The following is a 17,349-nucleotide window of genomic DNA, read 5'->3' on the forward strand; positions in this document are numbered from 1 at the left end:
CCACCCCGCACCCCCGGGGCCCCACACCTCGGCCCCGCACCTCCGGCCCCCGGCCCCGCACTTCCGGCCCCCGGCCGTGCACTCCTGCCCACCGATCGTGCACCCCAGGGCACCGGCCCCCGGCCCCACACGGCCGACTCGCCCCGCTCCGCGGCAACAGACAGCCACCCGCAGGCCCCCGGCCCCGCAGCCCCGGCTCAGGCACCCGCTTTCTGCAGCCCCGGCCCAGGCTGCGCCCACCGCAGCCCCGGCCGCAGGCTCCCGCCCGTCAGCGCAGCACTCCCGCCACCCCGGCCGGGTCCCGACCCCGCGCCCACCACACGCCCGGCCCGCCCCTGCCCCGACCGCGACACCACGGCCCCGGGCGCGGCCCCGCGCCGCCGGTCTGCCCCGAGCCCGCCACCAACGGCCCAGGCCCGCACGCCGCTGCGCCCCCGGCCCCATGGACGTGCGTAGCCTCACCCGACTGCCCCACCCGCGTGCGCAGCCCCTCACCCGAACGCGTGTCCGGCCCCTCAGCAGACCGCGTGCTCCAGACGGCACCGGCGTCCGCCACACCACCGGCGGCACTGGCCTGCGCGCCTGCCACGTGTCCTCGGTCCGGTCGTGTCGGCGGATCCCCGCCCGCCCACACGGCTGTCGTACTTGAGGCCGCACGCCGCGTTTACCGGCTCCCTCTGGGACCCACCCTGAAGGTATGGCAGGGAGTGTCGACCCGCCCGACGGGACGTCCGAGGGCCTCCCCGGCGAAGATGACGAGCACCGGCCCCTCGTCTTCGACGAGTCCTTCGTCCGTGCTGCCCGTATCAGAGAGCTTTCGGCCCTGGAGCGGATGGCCGACGACACCGCCGCCGAGCCGGAAGCCCCTGGCAGGCGGCCCGGCGGCCCCTCCGACGGCGACCCCGGCATCCCGGTCGACACCGACCGGTACGCGTACCGCTCCGGCCGCGTCCGCCGGCGTGGCCGCGGTCCGGGCGCCGGTGGCTTGCTGGTGGTCCTCCTCGTCGTCGCCCTCTTCGCCGCCGCGGTCCACTTCGGCTCCCGCTACCCCTATCAACCCCCTCCCGACCCGCGGGCGGAACCGCTCCGCATGACCCTCGTCGCCCTCGCCCCCGCGGGTGTGGTCACGGGCGGCGAGGCCGGCGACCTGCTCGCCCGCGGACCCGCCGCTTCGGACCGCTCCGGTGCCGCCGGTATCGCCCTGCCCGCGGCGCGGCGCACCACCCACTTCTCGGAGGGGCAGGTGATGACCGCCCTGAGGGCCGCCAAGGAGTACCTGGTCCGGTCGTCCCTCGACCCCGACGTCATCGCCGGCGCCACGGTCCGTCCGGTGCGGACCCTGCTCGACCCGGACCAACTGGCCCAGTTCGACCGGAGCGTCGACTCTCCGGCCGCCGACGGGCAGCACGCCACGGGCGGCTGGCTCGTCCGCTTCGATCCGACTCGCGTGGCCCTGGCCGACCCGGACGTCCGGGTGAGGGGAACGCTCCGGGTCGCCGAGGTGTCCGCCGGTGTTCTGGAGGTCCTGACCGACCACACCAGCACCTACGTCCTGCGACCCGCCGTGCCGGGCGGCGCGTCCGCGGACGCGTCCCTCTTCACCGTCCGACGGGAACTGCGCCTCCGTTTCGACCGCGAGGACCTGCGGGCACACCGTGCCGAGCTGGTGGCCAGCCACCTCCAGGCGGGACCGATGGACTGCTCCGCCGACCTGTCCGGGGCCTTGCGCCCCTTGTTGGCCGGGGAGCGGGCCGCAGCGACCGCACCGCTGCCGACCGACCCGTACGCCTCCGCGCCCGCCGCCCGCCAGTGTGCGCCGCTGTCCCCCCGCGCCCAGCCCACACCACGATGACGCGCAGACCCGGGCCGGCCAGGCGAACTCCGACCGGCTCATCGCCGACCGGCTCGACCGGGCCGTCACCGACCGGGCCGTCCACGGTCCCCGTTCCGCCGGCGCGGTCGGAACCGCGTCCGCCCGGCGATCACCCTGCCCGGCGTGACCGGACACGTCCGGCCCGTCAGCCCTGGTCCTTGCCCCCGCCCGTGGTGTCCCCGTCGGTGCCGGCTGCCCTCCACCGTCGCCGCCGGCCGGCCGGCCGCCGCTCCCGGCCCCGGCTCCTCCGGTGAACTTCCCGAAGAGCTTCCCGCCGAGGTCCCCGGCACCGCCGGCTATGTCACCGACCAGCTTCATCAGCGGGTCCTTGCTGCCGCGCACCGTGTCCGCGTAGTGGCCGGCGGACTCACGGAAGGAGTCGGTGACCGACGTGTTCCCGTCTTCCGAGCGCCGGGCGTAGTGACCGTCCATGATCCGTTGGTAGTCGCGGCTCTCGGACCACTTCTTCAGCTCGGCCGCCCGCACCGTGGTGAACGGGTGGCTGCGCGGCAGCACGTTCAGGATCTTCAGCACCGAGTCGCGCAGGTCACCGCCCGCCTCGTACTCCTCCGCCTGCGCCAGGAACGCGTCGACGTTCATCTCGTGGAGGTGGTGGCCGCCCGCGAGCTTCATCAGACCGCGCATCGACGCCTGCACGTCCTGGCCGACGAGCAGGCCGGCCCGGTCGGCCGACAGCTCCGACTTGCGGAACCACTCCCGCAGCGCCGTGACGATGGCCATGATCGCCATGTTGCCCAGCGGGATCCAGGCGACCTTCAGTGCCAGGCTCGTCAGGAACAGCAGCACCGTCCGGTAGACGGAGTGGCCGGAGAGGGCGTGGCCGACCTCGTGGCCGACGACCGCCCGCATCTCCTCCTCGTCCAGCAGCTCCACCAGACTCGTCGTCACCACGATGATCGGCTCGTCCAGGCCGATGCACATCGCGTTCGGCTTCGGGTCCTGCGTGACGTACATCGGCGGGACCTTCTCCAGGTCGAGGATGTAGCAGGCGTCCCGCAGCATGTCGTGGAGCTGGGCGAACTGGGCGTCGCTCACCCGCACGGAGTCGGAGAGGTACAGCAGGCGCAGGCTCCGCTCGGGCAGCAGCCCGCTCAGCGCCTTGAACACGGTGTCGAAGCCGGTGAGCTTGCGCAGCGCGACGAGCGCCGAGCGGTCCGCCGGGTGTTCGTAGGCGCGGGACGAGATCCCGGGAAAGCGTCGGCGCGTACGGCTCGGCATCTTCTCGTGGCCGTTCTCGGTCATGGTTGCCCCCATATGTCGTACGAGCTCTGCCTCGTCCCCCGGACAGTCCTCAGCGTAGGCGTTGGTCTCCGAGACCGCTCTGGCTGTGGACAACGGCCTGTGGACAACGTCCTGTGCGAGGGGAACGGCTGAGTCGGCGTGAGCGTGCCCGCGCCGCCCGCATACGATGTGCGCGAAGTCTCCGCCCCAGACCCCGATGGATTGGTCCGCAGAAGATGAGCAGCCTCCACACCGCCGCCGCCCACCTGGTCACGCTCGCCGAAGGCGGCTCCGAGCACGGCGGCAACCACGAGAGCCTCAACCCGTACCTCACCGGCGGTGGCGCGCTCCTCGCGCTGCTCCTCCTGCTCTGGGTCACCACCCGCTTCAACCGCGATCGCTGAGCCGGCGCCCGCCGGGACCAGGCCGCAGCGACGTGCCGTTAGGCTCTGCACGCATGGGAGAGCAGGAAGTGCCGAGAAGTCCCGGCAGACGCCGCCTTGGCGTGATGGGTGGGACGTTCGACCCGATCCACCACGGGCACCTGGTGGCCGCCAGTGAGGTGGCCGCCCTGTTCCACCTCGACGAGGTGGTGTTCGTGCCGACCGGGCAGCCGTGGCAGAAGACCCACAAGGTGGTCTCCCCGGCTGAGGACCGCTATCTGATGACGGTCATCGCCACGGCGTCGAACCCCCAGTTCTCGGTGAGCCGCATCGACATCGACCGCTCGGGCCCCACGTACACCATCGACACCTTGAGGGAGCTGCGCTCCCTCAACCCGGACACCGATCTGTTCTTCATCACCGGCGCCGACGCGCTGTCGCAGATCATGCCGGGCTGGCGCAACGCCGAGGAGCTCTTCTCGCTCGCGCACTTCATCGGGGTGACCCGCCCCGGCCACGACCTGTCGGACGACGGACTGCCCAAGGGCGGCGTCTCCCTGGTCGAGGTGCCCGCGCTCGCCATCTCCTCGTCGGACTGCCGCACGAGGGTCGCCAAGGGCGACCCGGTCTGGTACCTGGTACCGGACGGTGTGGTGCGCTACATCGACAAGCGCCAGTTGTACCGGGGCCGATGAGGCACGGAGAGGGGCACCGGTGAACGACCGGAACAACCACCACGACCCGTACTACCCGCCGCAGCCGCAGATCGTCGGCTACGACGAGTACGGGCAGCCGGTGTACCAGCGGGGCGCGTCGGACCAGCAGCAGCCGGGGGCGGGCCCGGCGCCGGTCGACGGCCGGCAGGAGTACGGGTACGGCTACGACCCGTACGCCCAGGCGCAGCAGTACCCCGAACCCGAGCAGTACCCCCAGGCCCGGCAGTACCCCGGAAACCAGCAGTACACCGAGGGCCACGGCTACTCCCAGGGCCAGGCGTACCACCAGGACCAGCCGTACCAGGACCAGCCGTACCAGGGTCAGGGTCAGCCGTACCAGGGCCAAGACCAGCCGTACCAGGGTCAGGGTCACCACCAGCCCCAGCAGCCCCACCCGCAGCAAGCGCGCGGACAGCAGCCGGGCGGGCAGACGCAGGGCGGGCAGGCATACGGCTACGACCCGTACGGCGCCCAGCAGCCCCAGCAACTCCAGCAGCCGCAGCAGCCCCAGCAGTGGCAGTCCTCGGGGCGTCCGTCCGCGCCCGGGCACTCCGCCGCGCATGCCGCACCGCAGACCACCGCGCCGCAGCCCACCGCCCAGCAGGCCGCGTCCGCGCCGGCCGCCGGGCACGCCGTCGCCCCCGTGCCGGTTCCGGAGCAGCGGCGTCCCGCCCCGGAGCAGGAGCGGCCCGCGGCGCCGGAGCCGCCCGCGCCCGGACGCCGGGCCCGCTCCCGTGACGAGCGCCGCACCTCCGGGGAGCGCGCCGCCGGCGAGGCCCCCGAGGCCCGGGAGCGGCGCCCGGGGGCGGGGGAGACCCCCGGGGCCGCCCGTGACCCCCGCAACGCCCGTGACCCCCGCAACGCCCGTGACGCCGGTGACTACAGCACCGAGCAGTTCGCCTTCGTCGACGAGCCGGACGAGGAGTCCGAGGACGTCATCGACTGGCTCAAGTTCACCGAGAGCCGCTCGGAGCGCCGCGAGGAGGCCAAGCGGCGCGGCCGCAACCGGATGGTCGCCCTCGTCGTCGCCCTCGCCCTGGCACTCGTCGGCGGTGTCGGTTACCTCTGGTACGCCGGGCTGCTCCCCGGCCTGTCCCGGGAGGACGGCAAGCAGGGCGGCGCCACCGCCACCGGGCCGCAGAAGCGGGACGTCATCGTCCTGCACCTGCACGACACCAAGGACCAGGCCACGTCCACCGCCCTCCTGGTCGACAACGCGACGACCAAGCAGGGCACGACCGTCCTCCTGCCGAACGCCCTCGCCGTCACCAACGACGACGGGACCGCCACCACCCTCGGCAAGTCCGTCGAGGACGACGGCTCGTCCGGCACGCGTGAGGCCGTCGGTTCCCTCCTCGGCACCCGGATCACCGGCACGTGGCGGCTCGACACCCCGTACCTGGAGAACCTCGTCGAGCTCGTCGGCGGCATCGAGGTCACCACCGACGCGGAGGTGCCCGCCGCCAAGGAGGGGGAACCCCCGCTCGTGCGGAAGGGCGAGGGCCAGACCCTCGACGGCCGCGCGGCCGTCGCCTACGCCACCCACCGCGGTGACGGCGAGTCCGAGGCCGAGCAGCTCCAGCGGTTCGGGCAGGTCGTCCACGGGGTGCTGCGGAAGATGTCGGACGACCCGAAGAGCGCCACCACGACCATCCAGTCCCTGGCGCAGATCCTCGACCCGTCCCTCCCCGACAAGGACCTCGGCGCGTCCCTCGCCAAGCTCGCCGAGCACGCCAGGAAGGGCGCCTACAAGACGGCGATGCTGCCGGTGGAAGGCGACGGGCGGCTGACCGAGGAGGCCGGCCGCAGTGTGGTCCGGGAGATCCTCGGCGGCTCCGTCACCGCCCCCGAACAGGGGGCCGTCGTGCGGGTCGGCGTCCGCAACGCCAGCGGTGACCCCGACGCCACCGAGGCGGCGCGGATCGTCCTCGTCAACGGCGGCTACGCCGTCGTCGACGGCGGCAGGGCGAACGGTACGGAGGGCAGCTCCGAGATCGTCTACGGCGACGCCGCCCGGAAGCCCGAAGCCGGCGAGGTCGCCAAGACCCTGGGCCTGCCGGCCGAGGCGGTCCGCCAGGGCGAGTCGCCGGCCAACGCCGACGTCACCGTCGTGCTGGGCAAGGACTACAAGGCCCCCTGATCACGGGGCCCGGGAAAGGCTGGTCGGGCTGTCGGCGGTACGTGAGACCCTTGAGGTGTTCCCGACCGCCGACGAAAGCCTGCTTGTGACCGCCACTGACCGTTCCATCGAGCTCGTCAACGCCGCCGCCCAGGCGGCCGCCGACCGGCTCGCGCACGACATCATCGCGTACGACGTCAGCGACGTGCTGTCGATCACCGACGCCTTCCTGCTCGCCTCCGCGCCCAACGACCGCCAGGTCAAGTCGATCGTCGACGAGATCGAAGAGCGGCTCAACAAGGAGCTGGGCGCCAAGCCCGTGCGCCGCGAGGGCGACCGCGAGGCCCGCTGGGTCCTCCTCGACTACGTGGACATCGTCGTCCACGTCCAGCACAGCGAGGAGCGGGTCTTCTACGCCCTGGAGCGGCTGTGGAAGGACTGCCCCGAGTTGCCGCTCCCCGAGGACGCCGTGAAGACCCGCGGGAAGGCCGAGGAGCACGCGCGGCTCACCGGCGCCGAGGGCGGCGACCTCGGTGCCGGGACGGACGGTGAGCTGCGCTGAGCGCCACCAAGGGCGGCAAGGGCCGCCGTATCGTCCTGTGGCGCCACGGCCAGACCGCCTGGAACCTGGAGCGCCGCTTCCAGGGCAGCACCGACATCGAGCTGACCGAGACGGGCGTCGCCCAGGCGCGCCGTGCCGCCCGGCTGCTCGCGGCCCTGCGGCCGGACGCGATCATCGCTTCCGACCTCAGGCGCGCGGCGGCCACGGCCGCCGAGCTCGCCGCGGTCACCGGCCACGAGGTCACCCACGACGCCGCGCTGCGCGAGACGTACGCGGGCGTCTGGCAGGGCCTGACCCACACGGAGATCCTCGCCCGGCACGGCGAGGAGTACCGGGCGTGGAAGCGCGGCGAGCCCGTCCGGCGCGGCGGCGGCGAACTGGAGACCGAGGTCGCCGACCGGGCCGCCCCCTTCGTGCTGCAGCACGTCGAGAAGGTGCCCGAGGACGGCACCCTCGTCGTCGTCAGCCACGGCGGCACGATCCGCACCACCATCGGCCGGCTGCTGGGCCTCGAACCGCACAGCTGGGAGAGCCTCGGCGGCCTGACGAACTGCTGCTGGTCCGTCCTCGGCGAGGGCGCCCGCGGCTGGCGGCTGCTGGAGCACAACGCCGGCACGCTCCCCGAACCGGTCCTCGGCGACGACGACTGACCCGGATTTCACTTTCGGGCAGGTGACAGGCTAAAGTTCTTCTTGTTCGCAGCGCGGAGCGCGAAGAACACGAGGGGCTATAGCTCAGTTGGTAGAGCGCTTGCATGGCATGCAAGAGGTCAGGAGTTCAATTCTCCTTAGCTCCACAGTCAAGGATCCCGTCCCCGTCAGGGGGCGGGATTTCTGTTTCTCCACCCTCCACCCGGCCATCCGCTGCCGCCCGGTACGGGCTCCCTGGCCGGCCCTCCCGGCGGTCCCGCCCATCGCCCCCGGTCGGACGCCCGGCCCGGCGCCCGCCGGTCACCCGACCGCACTCCCGGCCGCCCGGCGCCATGGCAGAATCGGACGGCCGGAGGGGGCTGACGGACCGGACGGGAGGAGTGCGCGCGATGGCCGCCAGGAACAACGAGGGACCCGCCGCCCGGCTCGCCGTCCCGAAGGCGCGCACCGCCCTCGGCTGCCCCGCCTGCGGATCCGCGGACGTCGCGCAGGTGCTCGGTGACAACGGCGGCGTGACCTACGTCTGCACGTCCTGCGGCCACAGCTGGAGCTGAGTGATGGGTGCACACAGGCGGAAGTGCGACTGGTGCGGCAGTGGCACGCCGATCGTCCGCGACATGGATCCGGTCAACCCGGACTACCAGTACTGGTGCGAGGAGTGCGCGCGGGCGCTGATCATAAAAGGCGACCCCATCGAGACCTACCGGGAGCTCGAAGGGGAGCCCATCTACGGGCGCCTCCTCGACGAGCACTGCACCCTCAAGCGCTTCTACTCCTTCGCGACGGCCTGATCCGACCGGGCGGCCCCCACCGCCCCGCCCGCCGCCGTACGGCCCCTCGCGGCCCCCGCCGCCCCGCCCGCCGTCGTCGTGCGGCCCCCGGCGTCCCCCTCCGCGAGGCCCCCGCCGGACGCCGTGCCGAGCCCGCCCGGCCCCGTACCGGGCCGCGCCGCCCCACCGCCCCGCACGCTGTCGGCGGCGAACGCCGCCAACAACGCCAGCCCCAGCAGCGTGTAGAGGCCCGACAGCAGCATCTGCCCGGCGTTCTGGTGCAGTTCGAGCCGCACCGGCGCCGGGGCGTGCGGGACCCACCACAGCGAGAACGACCCGAAGACCAACGCCACCCCCGCCGTCCACAGCGGCCGCACCCGGCTCGCCAGCAGCACCAGCACCGGCACGCACCACACCCAGTGGTGCGACCACGAGATCGGGCTCACCAGCAGCGCCGTCACCGCGCACGCCACCACCGCCACCGGCCGGTCCCCGTCCAGCGCCGCCCGTACCGCCACGGCGAGGCCCGCCGCCCCCACGAGGGCCGCCGCGACCACCCACCACAGGCCCGGATCGGTCGTGTGCAGCAGACGCGCCAGCACGCCGCTGAGGGACTGGTTCGCCGTCTCCTCGGTACGGCCCACCCGGCTCGTCTCGAAGATCATCTCGGTCCAGAAGCGCCGCGAGTCGTACGGCAGGACCACCGCCGACGCCGCCGTCACCACCAGGAACGTCACCGTCGCCCGCGCCCCCCGGCGGAGCCACTCGTTCCACCGGTCGGCGCCGCCCCTGCGCGCGTGTGCCACCCCGACCGCGAACAGCAGCACCACGAACAGCCCCGGTGTGAGCTTCACCGCAGTGGCCAGCCCGATGCCGAGCCCGACCCACCGGCTGTCCCCGCGGCGCGTGAGGTCCCACAGCACCGCGACCGCCATCAGCAGGTTGATCTGCCCGTACCGGAACGTCTGCCACACCGGCTCGCACCACACGAGCACGGCGGCCACCCACAGAGCCGCTCCCGGGCGCTCCCAGAAGGCGCCGCCCCGGCGCGGCCGCCCCGCCCCGCCCGACACGACCAGGCGCAGCGACAGGTGCGCCAGCGCCACCAGCAGGAGCATGTTCCCGAGCCTTGCCAGCACCCGCATCTCCGCCACGCCCACCAGGGTCAGCGGCGTGAACAGCAGCGCCGCGAAGGGCGGGTACGTCGTCGGCAGGTTCGCCGACGTGGCGCGCATCGCGTACAGGTCGCCGCCGGCCAGGACGGTCTCGCCCTCCGCCCGGTAGACCGACAGGTCCAGCATCGTGACGTGGGCGGCGCGCTGCGCGACCCAGAAGGCCACGAACGACAGGAGGCAGGCCCCCAGGGCCGCCAGCGGCAGCGCACGGAGACGGGAACGGATGGTCACGGTCGCGGTCACGTGGGCCGACGCTACCTGCCGCGGTGTGGCCGCGACCCGGGGGCCGGGGAATCGATTTGGTGGTTCACCGGGGGGACCGTGTAATGTTCTCTGTGTCGCCGCGAGGGAGCCCGAGAGGGAAGCCGGAGAGGCGGCACACCGCAAGGGGCTATAGCTCAGTTGGTAGAGCGCTTGCATGGCATGCAAGAGGTCAGGAGTTCAATTCTCCTTAGCTCCACAGTACGAGAAGGCGGGCCATCCGATCCGGATGGCCCGTCTTTCGCATGTGCGGGCTCAGCTCAACTCCTGCCGCTGCCCAGCGCCTTGCGGTTCGAGGTGGGCAGAGCCGGGCGCTCCTTGGGCGCCGCCGCCTGCTCCAGGCGCAGCGCCAGCGCGGGACAGCGGCCCACGGCGCGCTGCGCCCGCCCCCGCAGGTGCGTCGGCACGGACGCCTCCGCCAGCACCGGGAAGCCGTCCGCGCCCATCCGGATCAGCTCGGGAACGATGTCCGCGCACAGCCCGTGCCCCTGGCACAGCGTCCAGTCCACGGCCAGCCGCTCACCGCTCGGGACGGACACCTCCACGTCCTGGTGACCGGGAGCGGGCAGCGGCAGCACCCCGATCGTCGGGCGGCCGCAGCCGCCGTCCAGGACGTGCGCGGCGAGATCGTCGGTGAACGCGGACAGCGTCGAGGCGAAGAAGCGAGCCGACCCGTCCGGGTGCTTGCACGCGCCGCGCCCCTTCACGGCCTGAACGACCTCCCGCAGCGCCTCCAGCGCCGCCGGGCCGCCGCCGTTCAGGACGTCCGACAGGCCCCCGGCCGCCGCCGGCAGGCCCAGCCTGCACGGCCCGCACTGCCCGGCCGTCTCCGCGGCCAGCCAGTTCGCCACGCGCTGCGCCTCGCCGAGGGGGCACGTCTCCGGACCGATCGGGAGGACGGCCCCCGCCCCCAGGGAACCGCCCACGGCCGCCAGGGACGCCCGGGACACCACCGCCTCGTGCATGGCGCCGGAGTCGATCCAGTTGCCGTGGTACCCGCCCGTGAGCACGCCCTGCGGGACCGGTGGCGCACCGGCCAGCTGGAGGACGTACCGCAGCGGGACGCCCGTCGGGACCTCCACCACCATCGGGCGGGCCACGGCGCCCGACAGTGTCAGCAGCACCGTCCCCGGCTCCTGCTCCAGCCCGGCGTGCGCGTACCGGTGCGCACCGATCCGGGCGGCGACCGCCAGCTGCGCGAAGGTCTCCGCGTTCGACAGCAGCGTCGGCGCGCCGCCCACCCCGGACTCCGAAGCCCGCTCACGGCGGCCCGGCGGCAGCGCGGGACCGCCGCCTATCGCGCGGATCACGGCGGACGCCTCACCCGACACCATGCGCTCCGGCGTACGCACCACCCGCGCGCGCAGCTGCTGCCCGCGCCGGTCCGACAGGCCCCGCTCCGCGAGCGCGGCGCGGAGGGAGATCTCGGTGGAGTTGCGGGTGACGGCGACGACGAGGGTCCGGGCGCCCAGCGCCTCCGCGGCCAGCAGGGCGCCGTCCAGGATGAGGTGAGGGGCGCGGTTCAGCAGGACGGTGTCCTTGCGGCAGGCGGGCTCGCCCTCGCTGCCGTTGACCACCACCACCGGCCGCACCCCGCGGCGTATCGCGGCCTCCGCGACCGCGCGCAGCTTGCGGCCGAAGGGGAAGCCCGCGCCGCCGCGGCCGCGCAGGGAGACGTCGTCGGCGAGGCGGGCCAGCCGCTCGCCGCCCACCGGCTCCAGCGGCCCGTGCACCTTCAGGTGCATGGGCAGGTCCAGGCGCTCGATCAGGTCGAAGCCCTGCGTGAGCTGGGGGAGGCCGACGACTCGGACCTCGGGGACGTCGGGCAGAGGGGTGTTCACGGGCGTTCTCCTGCGGGTGCTGTCCACGGCTCACCGGCGGGCGGGCGGTGGAAGGGGCCGGGCGTCGGCTCGGCGGTGCCGCCGTACGGGGACGGCGACTGAGCGGGGTCGTACCGGGAGGGGGTGGGCGTCGCGAACGGGGGCTCCGGCGGGGGCGCGGGAGCGTCGTACGCGGACGGGGGCTCGGACGGTGACGGGGGAGCGTCGTACGCGGACGGGGGCTCGGACGGCGGCGGAGCGTCGTACGCGCGCGGGGCGGGCGACTGGGCGGGCGGCGGTGGTGACGGGGTGGGCCAGTAACCGGCGCGGACGGGCTGCTCCCCCCCGGTGACGACGGGCAGCTCCTCCGTCATGGGCACCCGTTCGGCGAACGGCACCTGTCGCGGCGGGGGTTCCGCGGCCGTGTCGCCGCCGCCCAGCGAGACGGCGCGGTACCCGGCGGCGAGACCCGCCCCGGCGCCACCGGCGCGGCGGCCCTCCGCCTCCGGCGGCACCGGGCCCGGCAGCCGCTCGGCCTGCGCGCGGCGCGGCGGCTCCCAGCGGGCCTCCGGCTCGTACGGGTGCGGGCGGGGCGCCTCGGCCGGGTCGTACCGCCCCGCGCCGCTCGCGCCGGGCAGCGGCTGGGTCGCGGGGTCCCGGCGGGCCCGCCGGGAACCGGGCCGGGCCGGGCCGAAGCCGGCGCCCGGGCCCGCGCCGACGGGGTCGGGGAGGGGCCCCAGGAGGTTCAGGAACCGCTCGGTGAGGTCGCGCTGCAGGTGGGCGGGGAGCAGCCGGACCGAGACGGCCGCCGCGACCGCCGCCAGCGACATGCCGTACAGGACCATCACCCAGGGCGCCGCGGGGCGGCCCGCGTACAGGCCGTGGATCAGCGCCGCGCACCAGGCCGGGTAGGCGAGCATGTGCAGGGGCCGCCAGCGGGCGGCTATCGCCCCGCGACCGGCGAGGGCACTGCGCAGGGCGCCGGTCGAGGCGACGACCACCATCAGCAGGCCGGCGAGCGAACCGAAGCCGACCAGGCCGGCCGAACCCGTGACGCCCAGTCCGAACGGGACGAGGGCGCCGATGAGTTCCACGTGCCCGAGGGCCACCTTGACCGTGCCGTGCAGCAGGAGGAAGCCCAACGACGCGACGGCCGTGCCGCGGTGGACGGCCTGGGCGAGCAGCCGCTGGCGCGGGGTGAGCAGCAGCCGGTCGGTGGCGACCAGCGCCCAGGCGACCGACGCGGTCAGGGAGACGAGGGACAGGACTCCGGTGCCGAAATCCAGGAACTCGCGGAAACCGTCGCTTCCGCCGATGACCAGAAGGGGCAGGAGGACGAGAGCTGCCGCGTACAAGCCGCCCTGTACCGGCCGGCTCAGGCCCGCCTTCTCGGCGGGGGAGGAACGGATCTTGCGATGAGGGGTCATGGGCGACTCCGAATGGTGCGGATGAGGTCCCGTCGGCGCATGCTATGGCCGCGCATACCAGCGAGTACGGCGTTTCGGGGTTTACGGAGACGACTGGCCGACAACTGACTCGGGGGTTGCCCGGGAACGCGCCGATACGCGGAGTAACCGTTCCTGCCGGGGTAGCGCCACCGTCACGCGACTGTCCGTGTCCGGCTGGTGGGACGGTGCGATGCGGCCCCTGGGGGCGCTGCGGTACCCTGACGCCATGCGTGCCGTACGCCTCCTGCTTAGCGAGCCGCGCTGATCAGTGCCGGCGGATGAGAAATCCGACCGGAATCGGCGCGGCGTCCCCTCCTGTGCGAGGGGTTTTTTCATTTCGCCGTGCCGACCGAAATCGGGGCGCGGCGGCGGCAGCGACGCAGAGACGATCGATGGAGCTTCAGAGGATCATGACCGAGACGAATTCGGCTGCCGAGACGGCCGCCCCGCATCGTTATACGGCGGCCATGGCGGCCGACATCGAGGCACGCTGGCAGGACTTCTGGGACGCCGAGGGAACCTACGCGGCGCCCAACCCCAAGGGTGACCTGGCGGGCGACCCGCAGGCCGTCGCCCGGCCCAAGAAGTTCATCATGGACATGTTCCCGTACCCGTCCGGTGCCGGCCTCCACGTGGGCCACCCGCTGGGCTACATCGCCACCGACGTGTACGCCCGCCACCAGCGCATGACCGGCCACAACGTCCTGCACACCCTCGGCTTCGACGCGTTCGGCCTGCCGGCGGAGCAGTACGCCGTCCAGACCGGCACCCACCCCCGGGTGTCGACCGAGGCGAACATCGGGAACATGAAGGCCCAGCTGCGCCGGCTGGGCCTGGGCCACGACAAGCGCCGGTCGTTCGCGACGATCGACCCCGAGTACTACAAGTGGACCCAGTGGATCTTCCTGCAGATCTTCGACTCCTGGTACGACGAGGAGGCCCGGAAGGCCCGCCCGATCGCCGAACTGGTCGCCCTCTTCGAGAGCGGTGAACGGCCCGTACCGGGCACCACGCGCGCGTGGGGCGAGCTGAGCGCCGCCGAACGCGCCGAGGTGCTGGGCGAGTACCGCCTGGCCTACGCCTCCGACGCGCCGGTCAACTGGTGCCCCGGCCTGGGCACCGTCCTGGCCAACGAGGAGGTCACCGCCGACGGCCGCTCCGAGCGCGGCAACTACCCGGTCTTCAAGGCGAAGCTGCGCCAGTGGAACATGCGCATCACCGCCTACGCCGACCGGCTGCTGGACGACCTGGACGCGCTGGACTGGCCCGAGGCCATCAAGCTGCAGCAGCGCAACTGGATCGGCCGCTCCGAGGGCGCCCGCGTCGACTTCGCCGTCGGCGACGACGCGATCACCGTCTTCACCACGCGCCCCGACACCCTGTTCGGCGCCACCTACATGGTGCTGGCCCCCGAGCACGAACTGATCGAGAAGATCGTCCCGGAGGCGTGGCCGGCCGGCACGCAGGCCCTGTGGACCGGTGGGCACGCCACCCCCGCCCTGGCCGTCGACGCCTACCGCAAGCAGGCCGCCGCCAAGTCCGACGTCGAGCGGCAGGCCGACGCCAAGGAGAAGACCGGCGTCTTCACCGGCGCCTACGCCGTCAACCCGGTCAGCGGCGAGCGGGTCCCCGTCTTCATCGCCGACTACGTCCTGATGGGGTACGGCACCGGCGCCATCATGGCCGTCCCGGCGCACGACACCCGCGACTTCGCCTTCGCCCGCGCCTTCGACCTGCCCATGCGCTGCGTCGTCGAGCCGGCCGACGACCGGGGCACGGACCCCGCCGCGTGGGACGACGCGTTCGACTCGTACGACGCGCGCATCATGGCCTCCGCCAACGACGACGTGTCCCTGGACGGCCTGGGCGTCGTGGAGGCCAAGGCGCGGATCACCGAGTGGCTGGAGTCCCGCGGCATCGGCGAGGGCACCGTCAACTTCCGCCTGCGCGACTGGCTGTTCAGCCGCCAGCGGTACTGGGGCGAGCCCTTCCCGATCGTCTACGACGAGGACGGCGTCGCCCACCCGCTGCCCGAGTCGATGCTGCCCCTGGAGCTGCCGGAGGTCGACGACTACGCGCCGCGCACCTTCGACCCCGACGACGCCGACACGCAGCCCGAGACGCCGCTGTCGCGCAACGAGGACTGGGTGAACGTCACGCTGGACCTCGGCGACGGGCCCAAGCGCTACCGCCGCGAGACCAACACCATGCCCAACTGGGCGGGCTCCTGCTGGTACGAGCTGCGCTACCTGGACCCGCACAACGGCGACAGGCTGGTCGACCCGGAGATCGAGCAGTACTGGATGGGCCCGCGGGACGGCATGCCGCACGGCGGCGTCGACCTGTACGTCGGCGGCGCCGAACACGCCGTCCTGCACCTGCTGTACGCGCGGTTCTGGTCCAAGGTGCTGTTCGACCTGGGGCACGTCTCGTCCGCCGAGCCGTTCCACCGGCTGTTCAACCAGGGCATGATCCAGGCGTTCGTCTACCGCGACGCGCGCGGCATCGCCGTCCCGGCGGCCGAGGTCGAGGAGCGCGACGGCGCCTTCTGGTACGGGGGCGAGAAGGTCAGCCGCGTCCTCGGCAAGATGGGCAAGTCCCTGAAGAACGCCGTCACCCCGGACGAGATCTGCGCCGAGTACGGCGCCGACACGCTGCGCCTGTACGAGATGGCGATGGGCCCCCTCGACGTGTCCCGGCCGTGGGACACGCGCGCGGTGGTGGGCCAGTACCGGCTGCTGCAGCGGCTGTGGCGCAACATCGTCGACGAGTCGACCGGCGAGGTCACCGTCGTCGACGCGGAGCCGGACGAGGAGACGCTGCGCGCCCTGCACAAGGCCGTCGACGGTGTCTCCCAGGACATGGCCGCGATGCGCTTCAACACCGCCATCGCCAAGATCACCGAGCTGAACAACCACCTGACCAAGTCGGGCGGCGCGGTGTCCAGGTCGGTCGCCGAGCGACTGGTCCTGCTGGTCGCCCCGCTGGCCCCGCACATCGCCGAGGAGCTGTGGCGCAGGCTGGGCCACACGTCCTCGGTCGTCCACGAGGACTTCCCCGTCGCCGACCCCGCGTACCTCGTGGACGAGACGGTGACCTGCGTCGTGCAGATCAAGGGCAAGGTCAAGGCCCGCCTGGAGGTCCCGCCGTCCGTCACGGACGCGGAGCTGGAGGCACTGGCGCTGGCGGAGCCGGCCGTCGTGGCCGCCCTGGGCGGCGCGGGCATCCGCAAGGTGATCGCGCGGGCGCCGAAGCTCGTGAACATCGTCCCGGCGTGACTTGAGGCCCGGGGCGCCGCGCGGCGCCCCGGGTTTTTCCCCTAGGGGGCGGGCCGAGGGGCCTCTTGGAACCCCCGACCCGCCCTGCGCCGTTTACCGTGGAGAGAAGAACCGACGACGAGGGGACCCCATGACAGAGGCGATCGTGATTCTGGCGCTGCTCTTCGTCGCCCTCGTCATCCTCGGTGTGTACGCGAGCGTCAAAGTGATCGGGGCCGCCAAGCGTGGCGTCGACCGCACCCTGACCCAGGCGCGCCGCACCGTCGAGGACACCACCCTCCGCGCGAAGAGCCTGGGCCAGGGCGGTGTCGCCGGTGAGCTGGCGCAGCTGCGGCTGTCCCTGCGGACCTCGATGCGCGCCACGCAGGACGCCCTCGCTGCCGGTGCGGCGGAGGACGCCTCCCTCCAGGAGTCGCTGGAACTGTTCAAGCGGCTGAGCGCCCACGGGCACGAACTGGACGAGGACCTCAAGCGGATGGAGCGCGACCCGGACCGCACCCGGGTGGCCGCGCACATGCAGGACCTGCGGGAGCGCACGCGCCGCATCACCGACTCGGCGGACGCGCTGCGGTGGGCGGCGCGGGACCGGGCGCAGAAGTTCGCCGACGACGAGCTGGACGTCCTGAGCGCGCAGATCGACATGGAGGCCGGCGCCCTGCGCCACTGGACCACCTCCGAGACCTCGGGCACGCCGGGCACGCCGACCCCCGGCGCGTCCGGCACCGGGCAGACGCCCACGCGGACGTGGCCCGCCGACGCCGACCCCGCCGGGGACCGGCACCCCGCGACCGACGCCGACCGGGGCGCCGCCGGCGCTGCGGCGGAGGGCGCCAGGCCCGCGATCACCGCGCGGGACCCGCACATGGGCGCCGGATACCCGTGGCAGAAGGCCCCGAGGCCCGAGACCACCAACTGACCTGACCGCACGGCTGGAGCCGGGCGCCTGCCGGGGCCTTGCGGGCTCGGGAGGGCTCGGGCCCCCGCCGGTCCGCCCGGCCCCGACCGGGGCGGTGGAGCCCGCCGGCGGTGGGGCGTGACGGGGCCGGGCTGCT

At 73.6% G+C, this 17,349-nt stretch carries 12 protein-coding genes, 2 tRNA genes and 1 pseudogene; 11 read left to right on the forward strand and 4 right to left on the reverse strand.

What is annotated here, in order from left to right; genetic code table 11:
* Positions 1 to 2,095 precede the first annotated feature (2,095 nt).
* Positions 2,096 to 3,136, reverse strand: a pseudogene (locus tag LPA54_RS27355) (M48 family metallopeptidase); the annotation flags it as partial.
* A 215-nt stretch (positions 3,137 to 3,351) separates the two neighbouring features.
* Between LPA54_RS27355 and LPA54_RS27360 the strand changes: the two are divergent.
* From LPA54_RS27360 to LPA54_RS27395, 8 genes are all read left to right on the forward strand, one after another.
* Positions 3,352 to 3,519 (forward strand): hypothetical protein, encoded by a 168-nt coding sequence (locus LPA54_RS27360; RefSeq protein ID WP_228982518.1) that lies wholly within the window; start codon positions 3,352 to 3,354, stop codon positions 3,517 to 3,519.
* Positions 3,520 to 3,572: 53 nt separating this feature from the next.
* On the forward strand, positions 3,573 to 4,193 hold the full coding sequence (gene nadD / locus LPA54_RS27365) for a nicotinate-nucleotide adenylyltransferase (protein ID WP_228982520.1): 621 nt from the start codon (positions 3,573 to 3,575) through the stop codon (positions 4,191 to 4,193).
* 19 nt (positions 4,194 to 4,212) lie between these two features.
* Positions 4,213 to 6,354, forward strand: a complete 2,142-nt coding sequence (locus LPA54_RS27370) for an LCP family protein (RefSeq protein WP_228982522.1) — start codon at positions 4,213 to 4,215, stop codon at positions 6,352 to 6,354.
* A gap of 85 nt (positions 6,355 to 6,439) precedes the next feature.
* On the forward strand, positions 6,440 to 6,895 hold the full coding sequence (gene rsfS / locus LPA54_RS27375; protein ID WP_228982524.1) for a ribosome silencing factor: 456 nt from the start codon (positions 6,440 to 6,442) through the stop codon (positions 6,893 to 6,895).
* A complete protein-coding gene (locus LPA54_RS27380; protein ID WP_228982625.1) occupies positions 6,892 to 7,545 on the forward strand; it encodes a histidine phosphatase family protein in 654 nt (217 codons plus the stop codon). Before rsfS ends, LPA54_RS27380 begins: the two co-directional genes overlap by 4 nt.
* Positions 7,546 to 7,618: 73 nt before the next feature.
* Positions 7,619 to 7,691: transfer RNA gene (locus tag LPA54_RS27385), tRNA-Ala, on the forward strand.
* A gap of 243 nt (positions 7,692 to 7,934) precedes the next feature.
* Positions 7,935 to 8,099, forward strand: coding sequence for a hypothetical protein (locus LPA54_RS27390; protein ID WP_228982526.1), 165 nt, complete (start codon positions 7,935 to 7,937; stop codon positions 8,097 to 8,099).
* Positions 8,100 to 8,102: 3 nt separating this feature from the next.
* Positions 8,103 to 8,336 carry a hypothetical protein gene (locus LPA54_RS27395; RefSeq protein WP_030494108.1) on the forward strand — a complete coding sequence of 78 codons (234 nt, stop codon included), beginning with the start codon at positions 8,103 to 8,105 and terminating at the stop codon, positions 8,334 to 8,336.
* Here the strand turns inward: LPA54_RS27395 and LPA54_RS27400 are convergent.
* Positions 8,315 to 9,733 (reverse strand): glycosyltransferase 87 family protein, encoded by a 1,419-nt coding sequence (locus LPA54_RS27400; protein ID WP_228982528.1) that lies wholly within the window; start codon positions 9,731 to 9,733, stop codon positions 8,315 to 8,317. The genes LPA54_RS27395 and LPA54_RS27400 overlap by 22 nt on opposite strands.
* A 144-nt stretch (positions 9,734 to 9,877) precedes the next feature.
* Between LPA54_RS27400 and LPA54_RS27405 the strand changes: the two genes are divergently transcribed.
* Positions 9,878 to 9,950, forward strand: a tRNA-Ala gene (locus LPA54_RS27405).
* 61 nt (positions 9,951 to 10,011) lie between these two features.
* On the opposite strand, the gene LPA54_RS27410 is transcribed toward LPA54_RS27405, so the two are convergent.
* The gene (locus tag LPA54_RS27410; protein ID WP_228982529.1) at positions 10,012 to 11,592 is read right to left on the reverse strand and encodes an NADH-quinone oxidoreductase subunit NuoF family protein; all 1,581 of its coding nucleotides are present in this window, start codon (positions 11,590 to 11,592) and stop codon (positions 10,012 to 10,014) included.
* Positions 11,589 to 12,998 carry a ferric reductase-like transmembrane domain-containing protein gene (locus LPA54_RS27415; RefSeq protein ID WP_228982530.1) on the reverse strand — a complete coding sequence of 470 codons (1,410 nt, stop codon included), beginning with the start codon at positions 12,996 to 12,998 and terminating at the stop codon, positions 11,589 to 11,591. The genes LPA54_RS27410 and LPA54_RS27415 overlap by 4 nt, the downstream gene beginning before the upstream one ends.
* A 431-nt stretch (positions 12,999 to 13,429) precedes the next feature.
* Between LPA54_RS27415 and leuS the strand changes: the two genes are divergently transcribed.
* Positions 13,430 to 16,297 (forward strand): leucine--tRNA ligase, encoded by a 2,868-nt coding sequence (leuS, locus tag LPA54_RS27420; protein WP_228982531.1) that lies wholly within the window; start codon positions 13,430 to 13,432, stop codon positions 16,295 to 16,297.
* Between the two features lie 130 nt (positions 16,298 to 16,427).
* Complete coding sequence (locus tag LPA54_RS27425) at positions 16,428 to 17,213, forward strand: hypothetical protein (protein ID WP_228982532.1); 786 nt, start codon at positions 16,428 to 16,430, stop codon at positions 17,211 to 17,213.
* The last annotated feature ends 136 nt before the right edge of the window (positions 17,214 to 17,349 follow it).

Origin of the sequence: Streptomyces sp. DH12 (genome assembly GCF_020873895.1) — a bacterium.
Lineage (GTDB): Bacteria > Actinomycetota > Actinomycetes > Streptomycetales > Streptomycetaceae > Streptomyces.